Origin of the sequence: Paenibacillus sp. 1_12 (assembly GCF_900114475.1) — a bacterium.
Taxonomy (GTDB): domain Bacteria; phylum Bacillota; class Bacilli; order Paenibacillales; family NBRC-103111; genus Paenibacillus_S.
This window is the reverse complement of record NZ_FOTE01000006.1, coordinates 118,128-145,126: the sequence shown is the minus strand read 5'-3', so window position 1 is coordinate 145,126 and position 26,999 is coordinate 118,128. Positions and strand designations below refer to the sequence as shown.

The window sequence follows — 26,999 nt, the reverse complement described above, 5'->3', positions numbered from 1 at the left end:
ATTGAGCGCACAAATAAAATCCGTAGTAGAATCACTGATGCAGGCGTTCATGGAAGAAAACGGATTTGAACTGGTTGATGTTGAATACGTCAAAGAAGGCAGTAACTGGTTTCTTCGGTTGTATGCAGACAAAGAAGGCGGCATCGATATTGACGATTGCGGCCGAATTAGTGAATATTTAAGTGAAAAATTAGATGAAAATGATCCGATTCCAACAGCTTACTTCTTGGAGGTATCTTCACCTGGCGCTGAACGTCCCCTGAAAAAGGTGCAGGATTATTACAAAGCTGTAGGAGAACATGTGTTTGTAACCACGTACGAATCTGTTGATGGCTTGAAGGAATTCGAGGGAAAGCTGCTTTCGTTTGACGAGCAAACGATTGAAATCGAAGCTGGTAAAAAAAAGCATGCAATTCCTTATGACAAAGTGGCCAGTGCCCGTCTGGCTATTGTATTTTAAGAAGCTACATTATTTTATGGATTATTTGAGAGGGGGAACTCCATCCGATGAATATGGATTTTATTGATGCACTATCGGAAATCGAAAGGGAGAAGGGAATCGCCAAGGAAGTATTGATTGATGCAATCGAAGCGGCTCTGATTTCCAGCTACAAACGCAATTTTAATACCGCACAAAATGTCCGTGTTGACATTAATCGTCATACAGGATTAATCAAAGTTTACGCACGCAAAGCAGTTGTGGATGATGTACTCGATGTGAGACTGGAAATTTCGTTGGAAGCAGCGCGGGAAATCAGCCCTAACTATCAGCTGACCGACATTGTGGAAATCGAAGTAACACCACGTGATTTCGGGCGTATTGCCGCACAAACTGCCAAGCAGGTCGTTACACAGCGGATACGCGAAGCAGAGCGCGGACTCATTTATAATGCCTTTGTTGATAAAGAAGAAGACATTGTGACGGGAATTGTACAGCGTCAGGATTTACGCAATGTATACATCGATCTAGGTAAGATTGAAGCTGCACTGCCTCTGACTGAATTGATGCCTACGGATAAATTCAAGCAGGGTGATCGGGTTAAAGCTTACATTACCAAGGTTGAGAATACGACTAAGGGTCCACAAATTATTTTATCGCGCACGCATCCTGGACTTCTAAAAAGATTATTCGAACTGGAAGTTCCTGAAATTTTTGATGGTGTTGTCGAAATTCGTTCTGTCGCTCGTGAAGCTGGCTTTCGTTCCAAAATTGCGGTTCATTCCCGCAACGCAGAAGTTGATCCGGTAGGTTCATGTGTAGGTCCTAAGGGGATCCGTGTACAGACGATTGTTAATGAGCTTAAAGGTGAAAAAATAGACATCGTGCGTTGGATGGAGCAAGTAGACGAATATGTCGCGAATGCGCTAAGTCCTTCAAAGGTGATTGAAGTCAATGTATTTGAAAATGAAAAGATGGCTCGAGTAATCGTGCCTGATTACCAGCTTTCCTTGGCTATTGGAATCAAAGGTCAAAATGCTCGTTTAGCGGCTAAATTGACAGGCTGGAAAATTGACATCAAGAGTGAGACTCAGGCTGAGCAAGAATATGGTCGTCAAAAAACCTACAGCGAAGAGATGCATCAGGATTCAATCAGTATAGATTAATAAGTGCAATTGGCATATATAGAGGGTGATACCGGATGAAGCCAAGAAAAATTCCTCTTCGCAAATGTGTAGCTTGCCAGGAAATGAAAGCGAAGAAAGAACTGATTCGCGTTGTAAAAACGCCGAGTGATGAGCTATTGATCGATCTGAGCGGTAAAAAGGCAGGACGTGGCGCTTACCTATGCGGCAAACAGTCGTGTTTTAAGCTGGCCAAAAAAAGTCGCGCATTAGACCGTGCGCTCAAGTCACCGGTAAGTCCGGATATCTACGATGCTTTGGAACAGGATTTCATCAAAGTCGAAGATGAGTTTATTGCCGGCAAAGAAACGTTGGTGGACGATGAATAACAAATTTTACAACAACCTGGGTATGGCCATGCGAGCAGGCAAGATCGTTACGGGTGAGGAATCGGTTATCGATTCTGTACGTAAAGGTGAAGCTAAGCTTGTCATTGTTGCGGAGGACGCCGCGGTTAATACCTGTAAAAAAGTAAGTGATAAATGCACGACCTTTGGAGTTCCTGTCATCCAGTTTGGGAGTCGGGAGCGTTTAGGGGCTAGTATAGGAAAAGAATCAAGAGTCACGATTGCTGTTGCCGATGCGGGTTTTGCAAAAATGCTAAAGAAAAGTCTGGAAAATCGTACGGAGGTGGACGGTATTGAATAAACAAGACAATAATAAAGATAAGCTTCGGGTTTACGAATATGCCAAGTCTTTAAATATGAGCAGCAAAGAAATTATTACCATCTTAAAAAGACTGGATATACCCGTGAACAACCATATGAGCGTAATGGAGAATGATACAGTGAGCAGTGTAGAGAAGTTTTTCAAGGATGTAAAGGCTAATGCGGCAGCTAAGCGTACAAGCGATGCAGGCAGCACTTCAAGTAATACGAATTCAGAACCCAAAGAGGCGGCTACTATCAAAATGGAGTCTAAGCCAGCCCCGACCACGCAAGATCAGGCTGCATCTGTTAGTACCTCAAGCAGCAGTACACCACAGGCTCAATCATCAACATCGACAGCAACAACGAGTAATGGAGCACCGCGTAGACCAGATCAAGGCGGTTCGAATCGTCCTTCACAAGATCAGAACCGTCGTCCTCAGGGCCAAGGCTCGCAGGGTGGAAGCAGCTACAATCAACGTCCAAGCAGTGGTAGCAGCACTGGCAGCAGTCAAGGTGGAGGCTATCAGAATCGCAGCTCACAGGGAACAGGGAGCTCGCAAGGCGGCTATCAAAACCGCAGTTCGCAAGGAACTGGAAGCTCACAAGGCGGAGGTTATCAAAACCGCAGCTCACAGGGTAGCGGAAGCAGCCAAACTGGTGGACAAAGTCGTCCCGCTGGGAGTGGATATCAAGGCAACCGGACTGGTGGTTCAACAGGCGGAGCTGGTGGCAGCAGTCGCCCAACTACAGGTACCAGCAGTGCAAGCAGCCGTCCAGGTGAGCAGCGCTCACCGCGTCCTGCATCATCATCAGCAGATAGAAAACCGTTTAGTTCCAACGCACCGAGTTCTTTTAATAAATCAGCAGGTGCTGGACCTCAAAGACCTTCTTTAGACAACGATGATAACAGAAACAAGCCTGTCAAGAAAAATACTGCTGGTCCTAACAAACGTTTTGAGGACGGCAATAGATCAGGCGGCTCCAGAGGCCCGCAAAATGGCCGCGGCAACAATAGAAATCAACAACGCGGTAAATACCCGGAAGTGAAAAAAGAAAAAATCGACAACACACCGAAAAAGATTATCGTTCGTGGAACGATGACGGTTGGCGAAATGGCAAAGTCCCTGCATAAGGATGCTTCTGAAGTTATCAAAAAGCTGTTATTCCTTGGCGTTATGGCAACCATTAATCAAGAGCTGGATCTGGATGCTATTCAATTGCTTGCAAGTGACTACAATGTTGAAGTCGAATTGAAGATTCCAGTTGCGGAAGACCGTTTTGAAACCTTTGAAGAAGTTGATGAAGAAGCGGATTTGATCGAACGTCCTCCAGTAGTTACGATCATGGGACACGTTGACCATGGTAAAACAACATTATTGGATGCAATTAGAAAAACAAGTGTCACTGAAGGTGAAGCAGGCGGTATTACCCAGCATATCGGTGCTTACCAAGTAGAGACGCATAATAAGAAAATTACGTTCTTGGATACACCAGGTCACGAAGCTTTCACATCGATGCGTTCACGTGGTGCACAGGTAACAGATATCACGATCATTGTTGTTGCCGCAGACGATGGTGTTATGCCGCAAACGGTTGAGGCTATTGCACACGCCAAGGCAGCAAAGGTTCCGATTATCGTAGCAGTAAACAAGATCGATAAGCCAGATGCCGATCCTGAAAAAATCAAACAAGCATTGACTGAGTATGAGCTTGTACCGGAAGAGTGGGGCGGAGACACGATTTTCTGCAACATTTCAGCCAAGCAGCGTATTGGGCTTGATAACTTGCTGGACACTATTCTGCTTGTAGCTGAAGTACAGGAGCTTAAAGCTAATCCGAATAAGCGCGCCAGAGGTACGGTTATTGAGGCTGAGCTGGATAAAGGTAAAGGCCCTGTAGTTCGCGTATTGATTCAGCATGGTACCTTGCGTGTTGGTGACAGCTTCGTAGCTGGCGTTAACTTTGGTCGTGTACGGGCAATGGTTAACGATAAAGGTAAGAGACTCAAGGAGGCAGGTCCTTCAACTCCAGTCGAAATTACGGGCTTGACAGAAGTGCCGCAAGCGGGTGATCCATTTATCTGCTTCGAGGATGAGCGTAAAGCAAGAATTATTGCTGAAAAACGTTCAGTTACTTTGAGACAATCCGAAATGGGCGCTAATGTTCGGGTAACCTTGGATGATCTGTATAAGCATATTAAAGATGGTGAAATTAAAGATCTTAACGTTATCATTAAAGGTGACGTACAAGGATCGGTCGAAGCACTTCGCGGTTCACTTGCTAAAATTGAAATCGAAGGTGTTCGTGTTAAAATTCTTCATCATGGTGTAGGTGCGATTACGGAGTCTGATGTTATTTTGGCCTCTGCTTCGAATGCAATCGTGATCGGTTTTAACGTTCGTCCTGAGCCACAAGCCAAAAATACAGCGGAATCGGAAAAGGTTGACATCCGTCTGCACAGTATTATATACAAAATTATTGAGGAAATTGAGCATGCTATGAAGGGTAAGCTGGATCCTATCTTCAAGGAAGTTGTGCTTGGCCAAGCCGAAGTACGTCAAGTTATCAAAGTTACCAAAGTCGGTGTTATTGCGGGCTGCATGATCACATCCGGGAAAATTACTCGTAATGCAAAAATGCGTTTGATCCGTGGTGGTATCGTTGTTTTTGAGGGCAACATCGATTCGTTGAAACGCTTTAAGGATGATGTCAAGGAAGTTTCGCAAGGCTACGAGTGCGGGATATCCCTTGAAAAATTCAATGACCTTAAGGAAGGCGACATTATTGAAGCTTTCATCATGGAAACAGTCGAGAGGTGATCTGAATGGCACGAGTTAGAGTTGGAAGAGTCGGTGAACAAATTAAGAAGGAACTGAGCCAAATCATTCAATCAGAACTTAAAGATCCGCGTATCGGTTTTATTACCGTAACCGGTGTAGAAGTGACGAATGATTTGTCCCAAGCCAAAATATTTTTAAGTGTTCTTGGTACCGACGAGCAAAAGGTGGAAACACTGAAGGCGCTGAGTCGCGGCAGTGGATTCATTCGTTCTGAGCTTGGCAAACGAATTCGGTTGCGTAAAATACCTGATTTAATATTTGGTTTGGATTCTTCCATTGATTATGGCAGCCATATTGAAAAGCTGCTTGGTCAGCTTAATTTGGAGAATTCCCAGCCATGACCGTGTTCACTCATTCGGATTCGTATTCCGTTCAATTGAATGAAGCGGCACAATTTATTCAAACAAAGGATGATTTCTTAGTGGTATCCCATATCCAGCCGGATGGGGATGCCGCTGGTTCCACCTTTGCGGTAGCCTGGATGCTGTCATCTCTTGGCAAGCGGTATACACTGGTGAATGAAGGGGAAATGCCTAAGAAGTATATGTATATGGCAGGCTCTCAGCAGACGATTCTTAATTATGATGCAGACACGATCCCTTTTTCATATAAACATGTGATTAGTGTGGATTGTGCTGATTTTTCAAGGATTGGCCGTGTACACCATTTGTTTGCCGAGGATGCTGTAATCCTCAATATAGACCATCATGCCACAAATGATCTTTTTGGCAGTGTGAATCTGGTTTTGGCGGAAGCCGCTGCTTCTGTAGAAGTGCTATATGATTTAGGCAAGGTGCTGGGCATTGCATTTTCCGATGAGTTGAATATTTGTATTTATTCAGGCCTGTTAACAGATACCGGAGGTTTTCGTTATGCGAATACATCTCCCAAGGTCATGCAAATTGCAGCTGATATGCTGCAGCGAGGTGTGAAAGGTCACGAATTGGCAGAGCATTTATTGGAAAAGCTATCCTATCCTCAAATCTCTTTGATTAAAAAAAGCTTGAACACGCTCACATTTGATTCCAGTAAAAGAATTGGCTGGCTCGCAGTATCCCTAGAGGATCTCCAAACCAGTGGGGCTTCCAATGATGATTTGGACGGACTTGTCAATTATCCGAGAAACGTCGAAGGTGTTGAAGTTGGAATTCTGTTCAAGGAACGTGCTGGAGGTATTGTCAAAGTAAGCCTGCGTTCAGGTGGTACGATTGATGTTGCGCTTATTGCCAAATCATTTGGTGGTGGAGGGCATATACGAGCCGCGGGTTGTTCGGTAAATGGCTCTCTAATTGAGGCTATTGACAGTGTGGTTAAGGAAGTAGGTTTGGCATTGGGATGACAGAGAAATTGTTCGAAGGCATACTGCCTGTCTGGAAACCGCAAGGCTTTACCTCGCATGATGTAGTTGCCAAAGTACGTGGGATATTGAAGATTAAACGGATTGGACATACAGGCACACTGGATCCGCAAGTTACAGGCGTTCTACCGCTTTGTGTAGGACGAGCTACTCGTCTTGTGGAATATATTCAGGAGCTTCCTAAAGAATATGAAGCGACGATTAAGATTGGACTTGCGACGGATACGGAAGATGCTGGAGGCCAAGTGATCGATCAGGTGGATCATGTGCATTTGACCGAAGAACAAGTGACTGCAGCTATTCTTTCGTTTTTAGGTGATATCAATCAAGTGCCTCCCATGTATTCAGCTGTTAAAGTAGATGGCAAAAGGCTCTATGAGCTGGCCCGTCAAGGTTTGGAGATTGAGCGTAAATCACGTGTAGTAACGATTTATGATATTCAGATCCTACATATGAATTTGGAGCTTGTTCATCCTGAAATCCGCTTTCGTGTAAGATGCTCCAAAGGAACGTATATCCGCACATTATGTGTTGACATAGGAAAAACATTAGGGTACCCTGCAGTTATGTCGCATCTTGTCAGGACTTCCACCGGAAGTATCGAGCAGGAGCAGTGCTTAACCTTTGAACAGATTGAGCTGCTTCACAGCCAGGGAATGCTCTTCGATAAGCTTGTTCCTGTTGAAAAAGCTCTAGCACATATTCCAGCGGTGCATCTGAATGAAACGCAAACCCGTAAAGCACTTCTTGGTCAAAAATTTATTTTTACGTCGGAAAATAATTCATTGCACGCTACACATACACAACATCTTGTTACAGCTTATTCTGCTGACTCCCGATTTTTAGGCATTTTTCAATGGGATAAGGACACCTTGGAGCTGCAGCCAGTAAAAGTATTCTCATAGTGTGTTGCCGTAATGATAGAATGTAGGTGAATGTTGTATTTATGTTGTCCACAGAATTGAACTACCCTATATCCAAGTTGAATAATGCGTTGGCAATGAAACCTCAGGTGCTGGCTATCGGGGAGTTTGACGGTGTACATTTAGGTCATCAAGAAGTGATCAAGCGGGCCAGGGAAAGAGCAGACAGCTTGCATATCTCAGCTTCGATTATGACCTTTCATCCGCATCCCAGGGAAGTGCTTGGACAGTGTAAATACACAAACCTGCTGACACCCGTGAATACCAAATTGCAGATCTTAGAGCAATTGGGCGTGGATGATACGTATCTGGTCTCCTTCAATCCTGAATTTATGAAAGTGTCTCCTGAGCAGTTTGTAGAAAATATGCTGATACCCATGAAGGTGGAAACCGTTATCGTTGGCTTTGATTTTACTTTTGGTCATCGGGGGGCAGGAACTCCTGACGATTTGTGTGAGCTGGCACAAGGACGTTTTGCCGTGGAGATTATTAGGCCTTTTCATCAAAATGGCTATAAGGTAAGCAGTACGATGGTCCGTCAGCATTTGCATGCTGGGGAAATTGAAAAAGCTAATGGTTTGCTTGGTCGGCCCTATTCCATTACAGGAACGGTCGTAACGGGTGACGGTAGAGGAAAAACGATCGGATTTCCAACTGCTAATATCGAAATGTCAGAAGCGTTTGTTACTCCTGCACTTGGTGTATATGCAATTCGTTTTCACGTCAATGGCCGCAGTTATAATGGTGTGATGAATGTTGGCAAGAAGCCGACTTTCGTGGAGGATCTAGACAAGCCTACGTTTGAGGCACATGTATTTGATTTTTCGGAATCGATATATGGAAGTGAGGTTTCAGTCGATTTGATTTCCTTCCTTCGACCAGAACGTAAATTTGCTTCTGTAGGTGAACTTATAGAGCAAATTCATAGAGATGCCGAAACAGCGAAGCAGCAATTAGTTAGTATTTTTCAATAAGCTTAAGTTCTTTACATTACTTATTCCTTTGTGCTATAATAACAAAGTTGTCAATAAGACAAACATTTTTAGAACCTTGGCATGGACAATAGAGTACTCCGACTTTTCTCTGGGCCAATGGCGATATACAACTATGGAGGTGGAAGAACGATGGCAATTACACAAGAACGTAAGCAAGAATTGATTCAAACGCATAAGACTCATGAATCCGATACGGGATCTCCTGAGGTACAAGTCGCGATTCTTACAGAAAATATCGTGAACTTGACAAGCCATTTGAAGACTCACAAAAAAGATCATCATTCCCGTCGTGGATTGTTGAAGATGGTAGGCCAACGCCGTAAACTGCTAGCTTATTTGAAAGCTAAAGAAGTTAAACGTTACAGCGCATTGATCGAAAAGCTTGGTCTTCGTCGCTAATAGGATTGATTACAAAGCAACCATGGTTGTCTGCTGTTCGGGTCCGGATTGGACTTGGGCAGAGACAGCAAGGTTGTTTTTTCATAATGTCGGCTTTTACTGGCTGAGCGAAGCTTAATCAAGTACATAATGTAGGGAAGCTGCTGTTTTGAAAACGCATGTAGCATCGTTGGACAAGCTTCAATGAGCTGTTTTCCTTGTTAAGTCGACAGATTTATTTCATAAAAGAAGGAAATACTAAGCAGTATGCAGAAATGATTAGGTAGATAATTTAGCAGAGGTCTGAAAGTGAAGTTCAATCAAGCTGATGCAAACCGATTTCATGACAAGGTACAGGAGGATTTTATGGAAAATAGAGTGCAAATGGATTTGGGCGGACGACCGTTCATCCTTGAAACAGGCCGATTGGCCAAACAAGCAAATGCAGCAGTAACCGTACGTTATGGGGATACCGTGGTACTATGTACAGTAACCGCTTCAGCAGAGCCTAAGGATCTTGATTTCTTTCCCTTAACGGTTAACTATGAAGAGCGCTTATACGCGGTAGGTAAGATCCCAGGAGGCTTTATCAAAAGAGAAGGCCGCCCAAGCCAAAAGGCAATTTTGGCAAGCCGCTTAACGGATCGTCCAATTCGTCCTTTATTTCCTGAAGGCTTTCGTAATGATGTTCAAGTCGTTGCCATCGTGATGAGTGTGGATCAAGAATGTTCACCAGAAATCGCTGCAATGATTGGCGTATCAGCATCTCTGAGCATTTCCGACGTTCCATTCAATGGACCTGTGGGTGGTGTCATTGTAGGCCGTGTGGGTGGTCAATTCGTGATTAATCCGACTTTGGAGCAAGCCGATAAGAGTGACGTGCATCTTGTTGTTGCGGGTACTAAGGATGCGATTATGATGGTTGAAGCAGGCGCAGACGAAGTGCCGGAAGAAGTTATGCTTGAAGCTATTATGTTTGGTCACGACGAAATCAAGAAAATCGTTGCCATTCAAGAACAGCTTGTTCAAGAAGTCGGCAAACCTAAAATGGAAGTTAAATTGCACCGTGTTGATGATACAGTGAACAGTGAAGTTCGTGCTTTTGCACAAGCCAGATTAGTCGATGCTGTCAAAATTGCTGAGAAGCATGCTAGACAAGAAGCTATTGATTTGGTAAATGCAGATACGGTTGCTCATTTTAAAATTGAGTATGCGGAAACTCCGGAGAAGCTTGGTGATGTGAAGGAAACGTTGTACGATATCGTAAAAGACGAAGTTCGTCGTTTGATCACTCATGACAAAGTGAGACCGGATGGACGCGCTTTGGATGAGATCCGTCCAATCGAATGCGACATTGATCTGCTGCCTCGCACCCATGGTTCCGGTTTATTTACACGTGGACAAACACAAGCCTTGAGCATTTGTACGCTAGGTGCGCTTGGCGATGTGCAAATTTTGGACGGGCTTGACCTAGAAGAAACGAAACGCTTTATGCATCATTATAATTTTCCTCCGTTCAGCGTAGGTGAAGCAAGACCGCTTCGTCCTCCGGGCCGTCGGGAAATTGGACACGGTGCCTTGGGCGAACGTGCTTTAGAGCCGATTCTTCCATCTGAAACAGATTTCCCTTATACGATCCGCCTTGTATCTGAGGTGTTGGAATCGAACGGTTCGACTTCGCAAGCAAGTATTTGTGCAAGTACACTAGCAATGATGGATGCAGGTGTGCCTATTAAAGCTCCAGTTGCCGGCGTGGCGATGGGCTTAATCAAGGATGGCGAGCATTTCTCGATTTTGAGTGATATTCAAGGGATGGAAGATCATCTCGGCGATATGGACTTTAAAGTTGCAGGAACAGCTAAGGGTGTTACTGCCTTGCAAATGGATATCAAAATCGACGGTATTGACCGTGATATATTGAATCAAGCTTTGGAGCAAGCCAAAGTGGGACGTATGCATATTCTTGGAAAAATGCTGGAGCGTATCCAACAACCGAAGAAACAGCTGTCTAAATATGCCCCTAAAATTCTTACGATGCATATCAATCCGGATAAAATTCGTGATGTTATTGGTGCTGGCGGTAAAATCATCAATAAAATCATTGAAGAAACAGGCGTGAAAATCGATATCGAACAAGATGGCCGTGTGTTCATTGCATCTTCTAATCAAGAGATGAATGATAAAGCTCGTGCTATTATTGAAGGTATCGTAAAAGAAGTAGTCATCGGTGAAATTTATCTGGGTACCGTTAAACGGGTAGAGAAGTTTGGAGCGTTTGTAGAAATTTTGCCGGGTAAAGAAGGTTTGGTACATATTTCACAGCTGTCGTCTGAGCGTGTTGCCAAAACAGAGGATGTAGTCGCTATTGGCGATACCATCACGGTAAAGGTTACTGAAATCGACCAGCAAGGCCGGATCAACCTGTCTCGTAAAGCAGTATTAACTACAGAAGCACCAGCACAATCTTAACGGTTATGATCGTAAACAAGGATTAGAGAGGCAGATCCGTCTGCCTCTTTTTTTGTTCTATTCTTGTCCACTCCTGCATAAGTATCGGACAAACGATCTAATGATGGGAGCGGGTTCATGGAACGTTTACAGGTTGTAATCCTCTGTGGATTGTTCGTAACAGCAACGCTGTTGCTGTATAAATCCGACAGTATTGGTGCATTCGTTCAACACAGTGAACAGCAGTATACAAATGCCTCCGCGGCTAATTTTAGCAATAAATCCAAATCTTCTGTGGATACGATGAAACAGGGACTGCAAAACGGAGATCGAGAAGAACTGCTGAAACAAATTCAGGCTGAGGCGGCCAAAAGAAATATCGCTCCTGTCGATGCCAGATTGGATCGGGTGTGGAAAGCCATTCCAGGATATAATGGTCTGGAGGTCGATGTGGAAAAATCAGTTGCGCTCAATGAGCAGCTATTATTCAGAAATCAGCTTCGGTTGGCCATGCGTGAGGTTGAGCCTGCTGTCCAATTAGAGCAGTTGGGCTCGCATCCTGTATATAAAGGCAATCCAATGAAGACGATGGTCTCGCTGATGATAAATGTTGCTTGGGGAAATGAGTTTTTACCCAAAATGCTTAAGGTTCTGGAGGAAGAGCAGGTCCACGCAACCTTTTTCTTTGATGGAAGCTGGTTAAAACAGAATATCCCCACAGCTCAGCTCATCAAAGAAAAAGGACATGAGCTATCCAATCATGCTTATTCCCATAAAGATATGAGTAAGCTTTCCAGAGCCCAGACCTTAGCAGAGATCAGCAAAACCGAGAAGCTTTTGACCAATGAGCTGGGGGTAACCAATCGTTTGTTTGCCCCACCTTCAGGCGATTTTAACCAAGCGACAGTGGACATAGCTCGAGAGTTAAAGCTTACAACGATTTTGTGGACGTTGGACACCGTTGATTGGCAAAAACCGCAACCATCGTCCATTATTCGAAAAGTAGCATCTCGTGTGGAGCCGGGAGCTCTGATTTTGATGCATCCCACCTATTCATCGAGTGAAGCTTTACAGGAAATCATCCGTACGATTAAGCGCAAAAAAATGAAACTCGGAACAGTTAGCGAGTTAATCTCAACAAATCGGATTGACGAAGTTGAGTCTATTACCCAATAGTGGTAAGATCATAAGGTTACTAACCGAACATCTTTACAAGGAGGCTCCTTTTATTGAATAAACATATTTTAAGCAATGGATTGCGGGTTGTCGTGGAGCCTATCCCCACGTGCCGTTCTGTAGCCTTTGGGATTTGGGTCAAAACAGGCTCCCGTAACGAGCAGAAGCATAACAACGGAATATCCCATTTTATCGAGCACATGCTATTTAAGGGTACTGATAAGTATTCAGCTAAAGATATAGCCGAGCTGTTCGATGGAATTGGTGGCAATGTGAACGCTTTTACCTCTAAGGAATATACCTGCTATTACGCCAAAGTGTTGGATGAGCACCTGCCAATCGCAGTGGAAGCGCTAGCTGATATGTTCTTTCGTTCAACGTTTGATCCATCCGAGCTGGAGAAGGAAAAAAACGTAATATTCGAAGAAATTTCCATGTATGAAGACACGCCTGACGATATGGTTCACGATCTGATTGCGAGTGCTGCATATGAGGATCATTCGCTGGGATATACGATAATTGGAACCGAACCGAATCTGACGGCCATGAATTCAGATACCCTAAAGCAATTTATGAAAAATCAATATACGATTGAAAATACAGTTATTGCGATAGCAGGTAATATTGATGATTCGATAGTGCAGCTGATGGAGCAGCACTTTTCCGGATTCAATAACCATGGTTCAGAAATCTTATATACGCCGCCAACGTTTCATAGCAATCTGAAATACCATGAGAAAAAAACAGAGCAAAACCATATTTGCTTGTCTTTACCGGGTTTATCCGCAAAGGATGAACGCGTGTATGCGATGGTGCTGCTGAACAATGCAATTGGTGGCGGCATGAGCTCAAGATTGTTCCAAGAGATCAGAGAAAAACGCGGTATGGCCTATTCCGTGTATTCCTATCATACTTCTTATCAGGATGGTGGCATGTTTACGATTTATACGGGAACAGCACCTAAGCAAACTGAGGACGTACTGAAGGTGACGATGGAGCTGTTAAGTGAGCTTAAGGAGAAAGGCTTGACCGCTTCTGAGCTCAGAAAAGGCAAGGAGCAGATGAAGGGGAGTTTGATCCTGAGTCTGGAAAGCACCAGCAGTCGTATGAATCGATTGGGCAAAAACGAGCTGATGCTGGATCGTCATTATGATATGGATGAAATCATTGAGCGGATAGAAAATGTACAGCTGGATCATATACAAGAGCTTACATTGGAAATGCTTTCGACGCCTTTTGCGCTCTCCATGGTTGGCCAAACGGATAAAGTATTGGAAGGCTTCAGGAGGGATCAGCTTGTTTAACGTTCAATTGAAGCGACTGCCTGGTAACGAGGATGTGCAGCTTCCTCAAAAAATGTCGCTTTCAGCTAGTGGCTTTGATCTTTATGCAGCTGTAACATCGCCAGTTGAGATTCAACCCGGTCAACGGTTATTGATTCCTACTGGATTGACATTGGCTATGCCACCTGAGCTCGAAGCGCAAATACGTCCACGCAGCGGCTTGGCTTTAAAGCATGGAATCACTTGTTTAAATTCCCCAGGAACGATCGATGCGGACTATCGGGGAGAGGTAAAGGTGCTATTGATCAATCACGGATCGGAAACCTTTATCATTCAAAGAAACGAACGAATTGCACAGATGGTATTTCAGCTAGTCCCTTCTGTACAGCTTATAGAAGTGGATGTGCTTACAGAGACAGAACGTGGTTCCGGTGGCTTTGGACATACCGGTACCCAGTAATTGCGAACCCAAGAACACCTTTTTGCCTTGATGCTTCATCGGGCGAAAAGGTGTTTTTTGCGTACAGTAACCCATCATTGGGCCAGCGCATAAGATGAGTTAGCGATAGCGATTAGAAAGAGGTGAGAACGCATGCTTACAGGAATTCAAGTGGCTTTGATCGGCGGTGACGCCAGGCAGCTTGAAGTCATAAATAAATGTACTGAGCTGGATGCTTCCGTTGTTCTAATCGGTTTTGATAATTTACAAAACGGTTTCAGCGGTATTACCAAAGCAGAACTAACTCCCATGGTACTGGAAACGATTGACGCAGTCATTTTGCCCGCTGTAGGCACGGATGACAAAGGATTTGTCGAAAGTATATTTTCCACATCCGAGCTGCTATTAACCGAGCAGCATATCAGGGCGCTGCCGAAGCATGCCAAAGTATTCACAGGTATGGCTAAGCCGTATTTGCGCAATTTGTGTGCTCAATCCTCGATTCAGCTTATTGAGTTGTTTGACTTAAACGAGGTCGCCATTTACAATTCCATTCCTACGGCAGAAGGCGCCATTATGATGGCTATTCAAAACACCGATTTTACGATTCACGGATCAGTTTCCATGGTGCTCGGTTTCGGAAGAACTGGGATTACACTCGCCAGAACGCTGTATGGACTCGGAGCAAAAGTAAAGGTTGGAGTCAACAAACCGGAGTATTTTGCGAGAGCTTTAGAGATGGGATTTACACCTTTTTATACCCATGATTTGTACGCTCAGGCAGCTAATATTGACTTGCTTTTTAACACAATTCCGTCTATGATAGTCACAGCGCAAATTATTGCCAATATTCCACATCGAGCTGTGATCATTGATTTGGCTTCCAAACCCGGAGGAACGGATTTTCGTTTTGCCGAGAAGAGAGGGATCAAAGCAATGCTCGCTCCTGGACTCCCCGGAATTGTTGCACCGAAGACAGCCGGTCGCATCATCGCTGACACCTTGAGTCGTATGATTCTTGAGGATGAAGGACAAGGGAGGAAAGCGGAATGAATTGGCAAGGGAAAACGGTAGGCTTCGCTTTAACGGGGTCACATTGCACATTTGAAGAAGTCATGCCGCAAATTAAGCGGTTTGTTGATGCAGGTGCGCGGGTCATACCCATCGTTTCCTACACCATACTTACAACGGATACACGGTTTGGCAAGTCTGAAGATTGGCAAAGGCAGTTGAAAGAGATTACAGGTAATGATATCATTACTTCTATTGTAGATGCTGAGCCATTAGGACCTTCAAAACTGCTAGATGTGCTTGTCATCGCTCCTTGTACGGGAAATACGACCAGCAAGCTGGCTAATGCGATGACAGAAAGTCCTGTGTTGATGGCCGCTAAAGCACAGATGCGTAATCTCAGACCGTTGGTATTGGCGATTTCCACCAATGATGGCTTAGGGCTCAATGCCATGAATATCAGTAAATTGTTAATTACCAAAAATATATATTTTGTTCCATTCGGTCAGGATGCACCTGCCTTGAAGCCGAATTCACTTGTTGCCCGTATGGATCTGATCATGGAAACCTGTGAGGATGCGCTTCAAGGAAAGCAGCTTCAGCCTATGGTGATTGAACGTTTTAATTATTAATAACGACTGCTTATTATGCACAGGGGAGAGACGAACAGATGTCGAATCAAAAATTATTCAATGTTGCTGTTGTTGGAGCAACAGGTGCCGTAGGAGAACAAATCATTCGTTTGTTGGAAGAACGCAATTTCCCCATTCAAACTCTAAAATTACTTTCTTCTCCACGTTCTGCCGGAACCAAGCTGAATTTTAAAGGCAATTCCATTGAAGTGAAAGTTGCTACACCGGACAGCTTCGAAGGTGTTGATATAGCATTATTCAGTGCTGGCGGCAGTGTCAGCCTCGAATTAATTCCAGAGGCAATTAAACGCGGTACGGTTTGTATCGATAATACTAGTGCTTATCGCATGGATGCGGAGACTCCTCTTGTAGTTCCCGAAGTAAATATAGGCAAGATCAGCGAGCATAAGGGTGTTATAGCCAATCCGAATTGTTCAACCATTCAGATGGTAGTAGCATTAAAGCCTTTATACGATCGCTACGGTATTTCAAGAATTATTGCATCGACTTATCAGGCTGTTTCTGGGGCGGGGACGCTTGCGATTGATGAGACCCTTCGTCAAACGAGAGAAGTATTGGAAGGCAATACGTTTGAACCCAAAATTTTACCGGCCGCGTCCTTACCGGTCAAACATCAAATTGCATTTAATGCGATTCCACAAATTGATAAATTTACGGATAATGGCTTTACCTATGAAGAAATGAAAATGATCAATGAAACGAAAAAAATAATGGGCGACGATACTTTGGAAGTTACAACTACCTGCGTACGTATTCCTGTCATTTATGGTCATTCTGAATCTGTTTATGTAGAGCTTAAACAGGATTTTGATGTGGAAGAAGTCAAGCAGCTGCTAGCTGATGCTCCTGGAGTGGTGTTGGTGGATAACCCGGACGAACAGCAATATCCACTAGCTACGGATGCAACAGGTAAGCTGGATACATTTGTAGGCCGCGTTCGTCGTGACTTAAGCAATCCACGCGCACTTAATATGTGGATTGTTTCCGACAACCTGTTAAAAGGCGCTGCTTGGAATGCTGTGCAGATTGCAGAGTATATTGCAATCGAACAAAACTAAATGAGAGATGGCTTCTTAAGGGAAGCCTATTTTCATATATAAATCTATATTTCAGTTTCCAACGGAAAAGGGGACCTCATGAAAATTCTCGTGCAGAAATTCGGAGGCACGTCCCTTTCCAACGTCGAAGCCAGAGCACACGTTATCGAACATATTCAGGATGCATTGAAGCAACAATATAAACTAGTAGTCGTTGTATCGGCGATGGGGAGAAAAGGCGAGCCCTATGCAACAGATACTTTATTGGATTGGATCCATATCAACGGCAACCAGTTGCCTCCCAGAGAGCAAGACATGCTTTTGTGCTGTGGCGAATTCATTTCAGCAGCCACCTTATGCAGCTTGCTTCGAGCGCAGGATATAGCGGCAACAGTGCTTACTGGCGCGCAGGCAGGTATTATCACTAACGATAATTATGGCAATGCGCAAATTGTATCTATACAGCCAAGACGAATTGTGGAATTGTTAGATCAAGGAAACGTTGTCATTGTTGCTGGTTTTCAAGGTCAAACGTCCAATCAGGATTTTACGACCCTGGGGCGTGGTGGCAGCGATACCTCGGCAACAGCACTCGGTGTAGCGCTTCGAGCAGAGCTGATAGATATTTTTACGGATGTAGATGGGATTTTAACAGCAGATCCGCGAATTGTTAAAGATGCCCGTCCCTTGTCCCAGGTATCTTATATGGAAATATGCAATATGGCTCATAATGGTGCTAAAGTCATTCATCCGAGGGCCGTAGAAGTTGCCATGAGTGGCAATGTACCTGTCCGTGTACGCTCTACATTCAGTAAATCACTCGGTACGCTGGTAACTCATCCTTCAGCAATCGTACCTGATACAGATTGTATTAGGGACAGATTAATAACGGGAATTGCCAATTTCGCTAACCTCACGCAAGTGCAGGTTATTGCTGCGGAAGGCATTTATGATTTACAACTCACGGTATTTAAAGCTATGGCCAAGCACCATATCAGTGTAGATTTCATCAATGTTAATCCATCGGGAGTCACTTACACAGTCTTTGACGATGAAGCCATACGAACCAAAACGATATTAAGCGAGCTTGGTTATCAGCCTGTACTAACATCTAATTGCGCCAAAGTTTCCATCATTGGCGGCGGTATGAACGGTGTCCCTGGCATTATGGCACACATTGTAGAAGCCTTAACTGAGGAAGATATCCAAATTTTACAATCAGCGGATTCCAATACGACGATATGGGTGCTCGTACAAGGAACGGATATGGTTACGTCTATTCGTGCGCTGCACAAAAAATTTCAATTGCACCTTTAATAAAACTAGGAGGAATTTGCCGTGGATTTCGGAAGATTAATCGCAGCTATGGTCACACCCTTTGATTCCAACTTGCAAATTAATTGGGATCAAACTGGAATATTAATTGATTATTTATTAGAAGAGCAGGCTAACGACAGTTTGGTAATTAGTGGGACAACAGGTGAATCGCCTACATTAACGGAAGAAGAGAAACTGGAATTGTTTGCATTCGCTGTCAAGCACGCCAACGGCCGCTGCAAAATTATTGCAGGCACAGGCAGCAATGATACAGCTCACTCCATCCATTTATCGCAAGAAGCGGAGAAGCTGGGGGTAGATGCTCTTTTATTGGTAGCCCCTTATTATAACCGTCCGTCTCAGGAAGGTTTATATCAGCATTTTAAAGCGATTGCCGAATCGGTTTCCATACCTTGTATTTTGTATAACGTAGAAAGCAGAACGGGTATTAACATTGATGCCGATACAACGATTCGACTGTCGCATATACCTAATATAGTAGCTACCAAAGATTGTGCTGATCTGGATCAGATCACGAGAATAGTTAGCGGCGCAGCACCTGGATTTCTTGTATACAGCGGTGATGACACGATGGCGTTACCGGTATTGTCCGTTGGGGGACATGGCATTATTAGCGTAGCCAGTCATGTAATTGGTAAAGAAATGAAAAGTATGATAAACTGTTACTTACAAGGCGATACTCGTGAAGCGGCAAAAGTTCATGCTAAGATACACCCCGTGATGAAGGGGTTATTTAATTGTCCTCACCGAGTTCCGAATCCTGCTCCCGTTAAATATGCTTTAAACAGCAAAGGCGTGGATGTAGGCGGAGTACGTCTGCCGTTATTGATCGCAACCGAAGAAGAAGGAAGATTCATTGACTCCTTGTTGAAATGAGATTCTTGAAATCGGTGCTTTCTTTAAGCATCGGTTTTATTTATTTAGACAATAATTGAAGTTGCAAACGCAGTAGCTTGTATTTGTAGTTTTTGTTCATGTATAATGGTGGCAAGTGACTGGTGCGGTTTTGGTTCAGGTTTTGGTTAAAGGCTCATGCAAATTCGTCGTCAATCTTAAAATAGGAGGTATTTTTAATTGTCTAAGAAAACTGTAGATAAGCTCTCGATCTTTGCCCTGGGCGGCGTGGGTGAAATCGGAAAAAATATGTATGTGGTTCAGTATGCTAATGACATTGTAGTCATTGATTGCGGTTTGAAATTTCCTGAAGAGGACATGCTCGGCATCGATATTGTTATACCGGATATTAGTTATTTACTTGAAAATCGGGATAAGGTAAGAGGCATTATTATCACACACGGTCATGAGGATCACATCGGTGGTCTGTCGTATGTGTTGAGACAGCTGAATGTTCCCATCTATGCAACCAAGCTAACTTTGGGTCTTATCGAAACCAAGCTAAGGGAAGCAGGTTTACTTGGAGACACCAAACGAAATCTGATCAATTCAGAGTCGGAATTAAGTCTTGGATGCATGACTGCGTCGTTCTTTAAAACGAATCATAGTATTCCTGATTCTGTAGGTGTATGCATAGCGACACCAGAAGGCAATGTAGTTCATACGGGTGATTTCAAGTTTGACCAAACTCCGGTTAATGAACAATATGCGGATATTCACCGTATGGCTGAACTGGGAAGTAAGGGAGTTCTTGCACTGCTATCAGATAGTACGAATGCAGAACGTCCTGGTTACACCGGATCGGAAAGAAGCGTAGGAACCGAAATTGAGGATGTTTTCCGTAAAGCCAAGCAAAGAGTTATCATTGCTACATTTGCTTCTAACATACATCGGATTCAACAGGTTATTGATGCAGCAGAAGCTACGAAGAGAAAAGTAACCGTTATCGGTCGCAGCATGGTGAACGTCGTTTCGATTGCTGGGGAGCTGGGTTACTTGAGAATTCCTGAAGGCATGCTCATTGAACCTGAAGAGATTAATAAAATGGCTGCAGATCGTGTTGTCGTATTGTCGACAGGCTCGCAGGGCGAACCCATGTCAGCATTAACACGTATGGCACGTTCCACACACCGCAAGGTTGATATTTTGCCTGGAGATACTGTCATTATTGCAGCAACACCGATTCCTGGTAATGAGCGGTATGTCGGAAGAACGGTTGATGAATTGATGCGTATTGGCGCACATGTTATCTACGGACCTGGTTCGATCACAGGCGTTCACGTATCCGGACATGGTTCACAGGAAGAATTGAAGCTGATGCTTAACTTGATGAAACCGAAATATTTTATTCCTATCCATGGTGAATACCGGATGCTTCGTCAACACGCTATACTAGCAGAATCAGTTGGAATTCCTAAAGAAAACATTTTTGTTGTTGATAATGGAGATGTTGTGGAGGTTCTTGATGGTGCTGCACGTAAAGGCTCGAAGGTAACAGCAGGTAACATTTTGATCGATGGACTAGGTGTAGGCGATGTTGGAAATATCGTACTCAGAGATCGCAAACTGCTTTCTCAAGATGGTATTTTGGTCGTAGTCGTTACATTAAGCAAGCAGGATGGCGCTATTTTGTCTGGACCTGATATTATATCCAGAGGATTTGTATACGTTAGAGAATCCGAAGGCTTGCTGGATGAAGCCAACCGTATTGTAGCTAGTACGCTGAAACGGTTAATGAGCGAAAATGTAAATGAATGGGCTTCGCTGAAGACCCATGTGAAAGATGCATTAGGACGATTCTTGTATGAACAAACCAAAAGAAGACCTATGATCCTTCCTATTATTATGGAAGTTTGATCCAAGACCACCAGTCTATACTTGAAACCTTTCACAAATAAACCAATTATTGAAATCCATTGTATACTCGAAATATCAAAACCACTTAAGATGGCTATTAAGCCGACTTAGGTGGTTTTTTTGCATGTTTTTTGCAGCATTCACCCATACTAAAAAAGATCAACAGAATTTGAAGGGGGTATCTAAGTTGGACAATTCCAAGCAGCAAGAGCAGGAGCCAGTAAATCCGAACCCGAATGAGGAGCTGAAAAAACCGTCCGTGCTGGATACGATTCAGCAGCTCGGCCAAACGGCGGCACCTGCTAGCGAATCCAATATATTTTGTATGACCATTATTGGGCAGGTAGAAGGACATCTAGTGCTTCCACCACAAAATAAAACGACCAAATACGAGCATTTGATACCTCAGCTTGTCGCTGTGGAGCAGAATCCCAAGATTGAAGGCATATTTATCGTGCTGAATACGGTAGGCGGTGATGTGGAAGCGGGTCTTGCTATTGCAGAAATGATTGCGACATTATCAAAACCAACAGTTACTCTCGTATTGGGAGGAGGACACTCCATAGGGGTTCCTATCGCGGTATCTTCAGACTTTTCGATCATTGCGGAAACGGCTACGATGACGATTCATCCTATCCGATTGAATGGGCTTGTCATTGGAGTCCCACAAACCTTTGAATACTTGGATAAAATGCAGGAGCGGGTCATTCGATTTATAACGAGTCATTCCGAAATTTCTGAGCATAAGCTGAAGGAATTGATGTTCAAAACAGGTGAACTGACCCGGGATATCGGAACGACGGTTATTGGCGCTGACGCCGTTAAATATGGACTCATTAACACTATAGGCGGTTTGGGGGACGGAATCAGAGAGCTGAATAGACGCATAGAAGCCAATAGAAAGCTGATACCTGGAGGAGTGGTCCAATGACTCTGTATACGATCATGCCTATGGAGGTAGTGATGAGCGGTTTGGAATCGATGGATGCTGCTTGTATGGACATTACGGTTAACGGAGTTGATTTGGAAGTTCAGCCGATAAATGCTACACAGGCGACCATTGTGAGATTAAGAAGCGGGAATCCGCAGGATTACCTGAATCCAAACTACAGTCCTGGAAAAATCATCGAATTTCGACCTGTCGGTTAGTTCTGAAGTCCGATTTTTACAAGACGATTAAGCTTATCCCCAAAGTATGGTATACTTTATTCTTGGGGGTGAGCCGTCTTGGCCAGGCCAAAAAAGAAGCGTAAGTCTGTGAAATCGATAAAAACGAATTTAAAGTATGAGCTCTATGGAATAATCATTTTAACGTTATCGGTAATAGCACTTTCCAGGGAAGGTCCAGTGGCTCGCGCTTTAAGCTATTTGTTTCGATTTTTAATCGGAACATGGGATTTCATCATACCGCTCGTTTGTATTTATGCAGGTTTGTATGTCATGGTGAAACGTCATTGGCCGACTTGGCGGACCTCACGAAAAACGGGGATTTTGCTGATGATTGTAGCACTGCTTATTATGAGTCATATCAGCTTGTTTGAACAGCTCTACCCGAAAGGTACATACACAGCAGGCATGATTTGGTCACAAACATGGGCTAGTATGGTTGATGGCTTCAATGCGACCGATAAAGGACAGGCTATTCTTACTCATCAGGTTGGAGGCGGAATGGTTGGTGCTGCACTATACGGAATTCTCTATTTTCTATTTGTAAAAATTGGTGCTCAATTGATCCAATATACGTTATTCATTATCGGGTTTATTTTGGTTACCGGTCTTACACTAGGCGACATGATGGAGAAGATAAAGGGCAAAAAATCATTCGCAGACACGATGCTTGGACAATACATACGTCGATTGTGGGTAGAACGCAATCAGAAGGCAGTCGCGGCCGAAAAAGTAATTGTGAAGAAAAAGACCTATGTGGCTCCGCTTATTCCTGATGATAATGAATTTGACGAAGAGACATTGAGGCCGGAACGTAAAATGAAGAAACCTAATAAAGCCTTTACCTCGTTTATGGATAGGGTTCATCCAAAGCCAAAGCCAACTCATGCTGCGGGATTCGGGCCTGATGTCGTTGAAATCGATCCGTCGTTATCGGCTCAAGCTGATCCTATAAGTGAACCGAGCTTTGTGGAGGAGACCGTGTACAAAAGAGAAGAAGTGGAGACGGAGCAGGAGTCTCCAACACCTATTATTCGTGATTTTCAGGAGCAGGTTCAGCAGGAGATATCGAATATGCCACCTACAGCTGGATTTGTTGAGCAATCTGTAGATCAGCCTCCGATTGTTGAATCGAATGAAGCATCGAGGGAATCAGGGGAAGCTGCTAATTTGGATGTCCAAGTTAAACCCCAGAAACCGTATGTGCTGCCCTCACTGGACTTGTTGTCCAAGCCAAGCCTTCTCAAAGGGGGCGATTCATTGGACTATAAAGCGGTTGCCCGCAAGCTGGAGGCTACACTGGAGAGCTTTGGTGTCAAAGCTAAGGTTCTTGAGGTTGTACGCGGACCATCCGTAACCCGTTATGAAATCCAGCCGGATGTTGGTGTCAAGGTTAGTCGGATTGTAAGTCTGACAGATGATATTGCCTTAGCCTTGGCAGCTAAAGATATTCGGATGGAAGCACCCATACCAGGTAAAGCTGCGATTGGGATAGAAGTGCCTAATGCTGAAGTGTCGATAGTAACGATGCGTGAGGTAATGGAAACGGCTGTTTTTCAGGATTCGAGTGCCAAGCTGTCAATTACATTAGGACGTGATATTGCCGGACAACCGATAGTCGGAAATCTGGCGCGAATGCCGCATTTGCTCGTCGCAGGGGCGACCGGATCAGGTAAGTCTGTATGTATTAATGGGATCATCACGAGTATTTTATATAAAGCCAAGCCGAATGAAGTTCGTTTCCTGATGGTGGATCCGAAAATGGTGGAATTGAACGTATATAACGGAATTCCTCATTTGCTCGCGCCTGTTGTAACCGACCCGAAACGAGCATCGCTTGCCTTAAAAAAAGTGGTCGTTGAAATGGAAAAACGGTACGAGTTGTTTTCCAAAAGCGGTACTCGTAATATGGAAGGTTATAATGCGATGCTGCTGGAAACCAAGTCCGGAGCTCCGCTTCCCTACATTGTAGTTATTGTAGACGAGCTTGCCGATTTAATGATGGTCGCTGCTAACGATGTGGAGGATGCGATCTGCCGATTGGCGCAAATGGCCCGTGCAGCAGGTATTCACCTAATTATTGCTACGCAAAGACCTTCTGTTGATGTTATTACCGGTGTTATTAAAGCGAATATTCCATCTCGGATTGCGTTTGGCGTTTCATCTAATGTCGATTCCCGTACCATATTGGATATGGCTGGCGCTGAAAAGCTGTTGGGTCGAGGGGATATGCTATACCTGCCTATGGGCGCTTCTAAGCCTGTACGTGTGCAGGGGGCCTTTTTGTCCGATAATGAGGTGGAAGAGGTCGTTAACTTCGTTCGGAACCAGGAACAGGCCAATTATGTGGAGGATATGGTTCCACAGGTTGAAGAGCAGTCTGAAGGAACCAATCAGATTGAGGATGAATTATATGACCAAGCCGTTCAAATTATTTTGGAAGCCAAGCAGGCATCTGTATCTCTGCTTCAGCGGAGAATGCGAGTAGGCTACACACGTGCTGCCAGGTTGATCGATTCCATGGAGGCAAAGGGTGTAGTAGGACCTTATGAAGGCAGTAAGCCGCGTGAGGTATTGGTATCACTAGAACAGTATCAAGGTAGAATGAGTTCATAAAATGAGCATGTCGGTGTTATTGAGCCGGCATGTTTTTTTGTTCATTATGCTTTTAATCTTCTGTATGCATATAAGCGTCCTGCCTATCTCATAATAACCTTAAAAAGTTTACCATTATGAAATGGGAGTGTGCACGCAATGCAAATGAATAAACGATTGGTGCTTATAACGGCAGCTTTACTACTGGTGTTGTTTACAGGCTATCAATTGAAAGAGAAGCTTGAAACCAAGCAAACGTTCAGTAAAAATGATATTGCATATGGAGCAAACGGAAAAGATGTTTATGAGCTGCAGGGTCGATTGAAATTCCTCGGCTTTTATACCGGTACTGTAGATGGAGACTTTGGATACAACACATTGAGATCGTTAAAATGGTTTCAATCTGATTTCGGGATGAAGGTGGACGGAATAGCTGGCAGTAAGACGAAGCTGAAGCTTTGGGAAGCTACCAAGGACTATAAGCCGACAGCCAATGAATTGCCATCCTCCAATTCATCCACTGACGGTGGGGGAGAACCACAGCCAGCTCCGGATAAGAATGCCAACCTGGCGCCTACCAATCATTTGGGTTTGTCCGCTGAGGACTTAAATCTAATGGCCAATGCGGTATATGGTGAGTCACGAGGTGAGCCCTACATTGGACAGGTTGCGGTAGCTGCTGTAATTTTGAACAGAGTGAAGTCAGCCAGCTTTCCGAACACCGTGTCAGGTGTCATATTTCAGCCTGGTGCGTTCACAGCAGTAGCCGATGGACAAATATGGCTGACTCCGAATGAAAATGCCAAGAAGGCTGTACAGGAGGCGTTGAATGGCATGGATCCGTCAGGAGGCTGCATATACTATTTTAACCCTGAAACCGCAACTTCCAAATGGATATGGTCACGCCCTCAAGTAAAAACAATCGGTAAGCATATTTTTTGCAAATAGGTGGATAAGTAGATGCAAACGAAGTTCGTTTGCTTCTTCTGTTTATGAAGGAATATAATGGTATAGAGTTCGATTACTGGCTGAAAGGAGCTGCTCCCTTTTGAAAAATATTCAATTTCAACGTGGTACGGTTCATAATATCAGGGTTCATGTATTGCCAACCGAGCAATTTAAAACGTATGCCATATCGGTTTATATCGGGAGTCGTTTACAGGAAGAGACGGTAACTCCTACAGCATTGATTCCTTTTGTGCTGCGTCGTGGGACGCAAGCTTATCCGGAAACCAAACAGTTCCGAGAACGTCTGGATGATTTATACGGAGCAGGATTTGGGTTTGATATTTATAAGCGCGGCGATTATCAGATGGTTCAGTTTCGCATGGACTTGATTCAGGATGATTTTGTAAACAGCAACGAATCCTTGCTGCAGCAAGGAATGCGTTTTGTGGGAGAAGCGATCACACAACCTGTTGTGGAAGAAGGCGGATTTGCCTCCAAATACGTCGAATCTGAAAAAACAACATTGCAAAAACGCATCGAATCGATTATTAACGATAAGGTGAAATATGCTGCTGAGCGCTGCATTGAGGAAATGTGTAAGGGTGAGCCCTATCGTCTGCACCCCCTTGGTACCATCGCAGCCTTGCAGCAATTAACAAACAAGGAGCTGTACACGTACTATAAGCAGTGGCTGCAAGCATCGCCGATAGATATCTATGTAGTCGGAAAGACCACATTGGAGGAAGTTACTGCCCTTGTGGAAAGCAGTTTTGGTGTCCAAAGAGAGGCTGCGGGAAGTTATACAACCTATCCGAGTCAATCCAATACAGCAGAGGCACGCGAAGTTATTGAAGAACTGGATGTCAAGCAGGGCAAGCTGAATTTGGGCTTGCGAACTTATACAACCTATGCGGACGCCGCTTATCCGACGATGCTTATGTACAATGGTATTTTAGGTGGCTATCCGCACTCCAAGCTGTTCGTAAATGTGCGTGAAAAAGAAAGCCTTGCTTATTATGCATCCTCACGTCTGGATGGGCATAAGGGGATACTTACGATTCAATCAGGAATTGAACTCGATAACTACGAGAAAGCAGTGGCGATAATTCGCCAGCAGCTGGACGCGATGACTGCGGGCGATATCAATGATGTCGAGCTGCAGCAGACCCAGGCTATGATAACTGGACATCTGCGTCAGCTTCAGGATTCGGCGTTCGAATTGATTTCTTTTGATTTTAATAATATATTGTCCGGTGTCGAGCGTACGGTACCCGATCTGATAAATGATGTTCTTGCTGTGGATAAAGCGCAGATCCAAGCTGCAGCAAGCCAGGTCAAGCTGGATACGATTTACTTCTTACGTGATCGAAAGGAGGGTGTGTAAAGT

Annotated in this window: 25 protein-coding genes; all 25 read left to right on the top strand. The window is 44.2% G+C overall.

The features are described 5' to 3' along the window. The first annotated feature begins 1 nt into the window (after nt 1). The 25 genes from rimP (at nt 2) to yfmF (ending at nt 26,996) form a co-directional block, all read left to right on the top strand. On the top strand, nt 2–460 hold the full coding sequence (gene rimP, locus BM210_RS15310) for a ribosome maturation factor RimP (RefSeq protein WP_091169732.1): 459 nt from the start codon (nt 2–4) through the stop codon (nt 458–460). Between the two features lie 47 nt (nt 461–507). Then, nucleotides 508–1,605, top strand: a complete 1,098-nt coding sequence (nusA, locus tag BM210_RS15305) for a transcription termination factor NusA (protein ID WP_091169729.1) — start codon at nt 508–510, stop codon at nt 1,603–1,605. Nucleotides 1,606–1,640: 35 nt separating this feature from the next. Next, nucleotides 1,641–1,952: an RNase P modulator RnpM gene (gene rnpM / locus BM210_RS15300; protein ID WP_076232854.1), complete on the top strand. Its 312-nt coding sequence runs from the start codon at nt 1,641–1,643 to the stop codon at nt 1,950–1,952. Next, complete coding sequence (locus BM210_RS15295) at nt 1,945–2,271, top strand: YlxQ family RNA-binding protein (RefSeq protein ID WP_091169727.1); 327 nt, start codon at nt 1,945–1,947, stop codon at nt 2,269–2,271. Before rnpM ends, BM210_RS15295 begins: the two co-directional genes overlap by 8 nt. Then, complete coding sequence (infB, locus tag BM210_RS15290) at nt 2,264–5,092, top strand: translation initiation factor IF-2 (protein ID WP_091169724.1); 2,829 nt, start codon at nt 2,264–2,266, stop codon at nt 5,090–5,092. The genes BM210_RS15295 and infB overlap by 8 nt, the downstream gene beginning before the upstream one ends. A gap of 5 nt (nt 5,093–5,097) precedes the next feature. Then, nucleotides 5,098–5,454 carry a 30S ribosome-binding factor RbfA gene (gene rbfA, locus BM210_RS15285; protein WP_076232862.1) on the top strand — a complete coding sequence of 119 codons (357 nt, stop codon included), beginning with the start codon at nt 5,098–5,100 and terminating at the stop codon, nt 5,452–5,454. Continuing rightward, complete coding sequence (locus BM210_RS15280) at nt 5,451–6,452, top strand: DHH family phosphoesterase (protein ID WP_091169722.1); 1,002 nt, start codon at nt 5,451–5,453, stop codon at nt 6,450–6,452. Before rbfA ends, BM210_RS15280 begins: the two co-directional genes overlap by 4 nt. Next, a complete protein-coding gene (truB, locus tag BM210_RS15275) occupies nt 6,449–7,375 on the top strand; it encodes a tRNA pseudouridine(55) synthase TruB (protein ID WP_091169720.1) in 927 nt (308 codons plus the stop codon). The genes BM210_RS15280 and truB overlap by 4 nt, the downstream gene beginning before the upstream one ends. Nucleotides 7,376–7,416: 41 nt before the next feature. After that, the gene (locus BM210_RS15270; protein ID WP_091169718.1) at nt 7,417–8,367 is read left to right on the top strand and encodes a bifunctional riboflavin kinase/FAD synthetase; all 951 of its coding nucleotides are present in this window, start codon (nt 7,417–7,419) and stop codon (nt 8,365–8,367) included. A 150-nt stretch (nt 8,368–8,517) separates the two neighbouring features. Next, on the top strand, nt 8,518–8,787 hold the full coding sequence (gene rpsO, locus BM210_RS15265; protein WP_091169715.1) for a 30S ribosomal protein S15: 270 nt from the start codon (nt 8,518–8,520) through the stop codon (nt 8,785–8,787). A 345-nt stretch (nt 8,788–9,132) separates the two neighbouring features. Beyond that, nucleotides 9,133–11,235, top strand: a complete 2,103-nt coding sequence (pnp, locus tag BM210_RS15260) for a polyribonucleotide nucleotidyltransferase (RefSeq protein ID WP_091170283.1) — start codon at nt 9,133–9,135, stop codon at nt 11,233–11,235. A gap of 117 nt (nt 11,236–11,352) precedes the next feature. Then, complete coding sequence (locus BM210_RS15255; protein ID WP_091169713.1) at nt 11,353–12,390, top strand: polysaccharide deacetylase family protein; 1,038 nt, start codon at nt 11,353–11,355, stop codon at nt 12,388–12,390. Nucleotides 12,391–12,443: 53 nt separating this feature from the next. Continuing rightward, nucleotides 12,444–13,694, top strand: coding sequence for a M16 family metallopeptidase (locus tag BM210_RS15250; RefSeq protein WP_256223646.1), 1,251 nt, complete (start codon nt 12,444–12,446; stop codon nt 13,692–13,694). Then, complete coding sequence (dut, locus tag BM210_RS15245; RefSeq protein ID WP_256223645.1) at nt 13,687–14,133, top strand: dUTP diphosphatase; 447 nt, start codon at nt 13,687–13,689, stop codon at nt 14,131–14,133. The genes BM210_RS15250 and dut overlap by 8 nt, the downstream gene beginning before the upstream one ends. 132 nt (nt 14,134–14,265) lie before the next feature. After that, a complete protein-coding gene (gene dpsA / locus BM210_RS15240) occupies nt 14,266–15,165 on the top strand; it encodes a dipicolinate synthase subunit DpsA (protein ID WP_091169706.1) in 900 nt (299 codons plus the stop codon). Next, a complete protein-coding gene (locus tag BM210_RS15235; RefSeq protein ID WP_091169704.1) occupies nt 15,162–15,755 on the top strand; it encodes a dipicolinate synthase subunit B in 594 nt (197 codons plus the stop codon). The genes dpsA and BM210_RS15235 overlap by 4 nt, the downstream gene beginning before the upstream one ends. A 38-nt stretch (nt 15,756–15,793) precedes the next feature. Continuing rightward, nucleotides 15,794–16,834, top strand: coding sequence for an aspartate-semialdehyde dehydrogenase (locus tag BM210_RS15230; protein WP_091169702.1), 1,041 nt, complete (start codon nt 15,794–15,796; stop codon nt 16,832–16,834). A gap of 78 nt (nt 16,835–16,912) precedes the next feature. Then, nucleotides 16,913–18,130 carry an aspartate kinase gene (gene dapG, locus BM210_RS15225; protein WP_091169700.1) on the top strand — a complete coding sequence of 406 codons (1,218 nt, stop codon included), beginning with the start codon at nt 16,913–16,915 and terminating at the stop codon, nt 18,128–18,130. Nucleotides 18,131–18,151: 21 nt separating this feature from the next. After that, on the top strand, nt 18,152–19,027 hold the full coding sequence (dapA, locus tag BM210_RS15220; RefSeq protein WP_091169698.1) for a 4-hydroxy-tetrahydrodipicolinate synthase: 876 nt from the start codon (nt 18,152–18,154) through the stop codon (nt 19,025–19,027). A gap of 198 nt (nt 19,028–19,225) precedes the next feature. After that, nucleotides 19,226–20,902 carry a ribonuclease J gene (locus BM210_RS15215; protein WP_091169696.1) on the top strand — a complete coding sequence of 559 codons (1,677 nt, stop codon included), beginning with the start codon at nt 19,226–19,228 and terminating at the stop codon, nt 20,900–20,902. Between the two features lie 187 nt (nt 20,903–21,089). Further along, nucleotides 21,090–21,833, top strand: a complete 744-nt coding sequence (locus tag BM210_RS15210; protein WP_091170280.1) for a ClpP family protease — start codon at nt 21,090–21,092, stop codon at nt 21,831–21,833. Further along, nucleotides 21,830–22,051, top strand: coding sequence for a YlzJ-like family protein (locus tag BM210_RS15205; RefSeq protein ID WP_091169694.1), 222 nt, complete (start codon nt 21,830–21,832; stop codon nt 22,049–22,051). Before BM210_RS15210 ends, BM210_RS15205 begins: the two co-directional genes overlap by 4 nt. 78 nt (nt 22,052–22,129) lie before the next feature. Beyond that, nucleotides 22,130–24,685, top strand: coding sequence for an FtsK/SpoIIIE family DNA translocase (locus BM210_RS15200; RefSeq protein ID WP_091169693.1), 2,556 nt, complete (start codon nt 22,130–22,132; stop codon nt 24,683–24,685). Between the two features lie 144 nt (nt 24,686–24,829). Beyond that, nucleotides 24,830–25,612 (top strand): spore cortex-lytic enzyme, encoded by a 783-nt coding sequence (gene sleB, locus BM210_RS15195; RefSeq protein WP_091170279.1) that lies wholly within the window; start codon nt 24,830–24,832, stop codon nt 25,610–25,612. A 100-nt stretch (nt 25,613–25,712) separates the two neighbouring features. After that, on the top strand, nt 25,713–26,996 hold the full coding sequence (yfmF, locus tag BM210_RS15190; RefSeq protein WP_091169690.1) for an EF-P 5-aminopentanol modification-associated protein YfmF: 1,284 nt from the start codon (nt 25,713–25,715) through the stop codon (nt 26,994–26,996). The last annotated feature ends 3 nt before the right edge of the window (nt 26,997–26,999 follow it).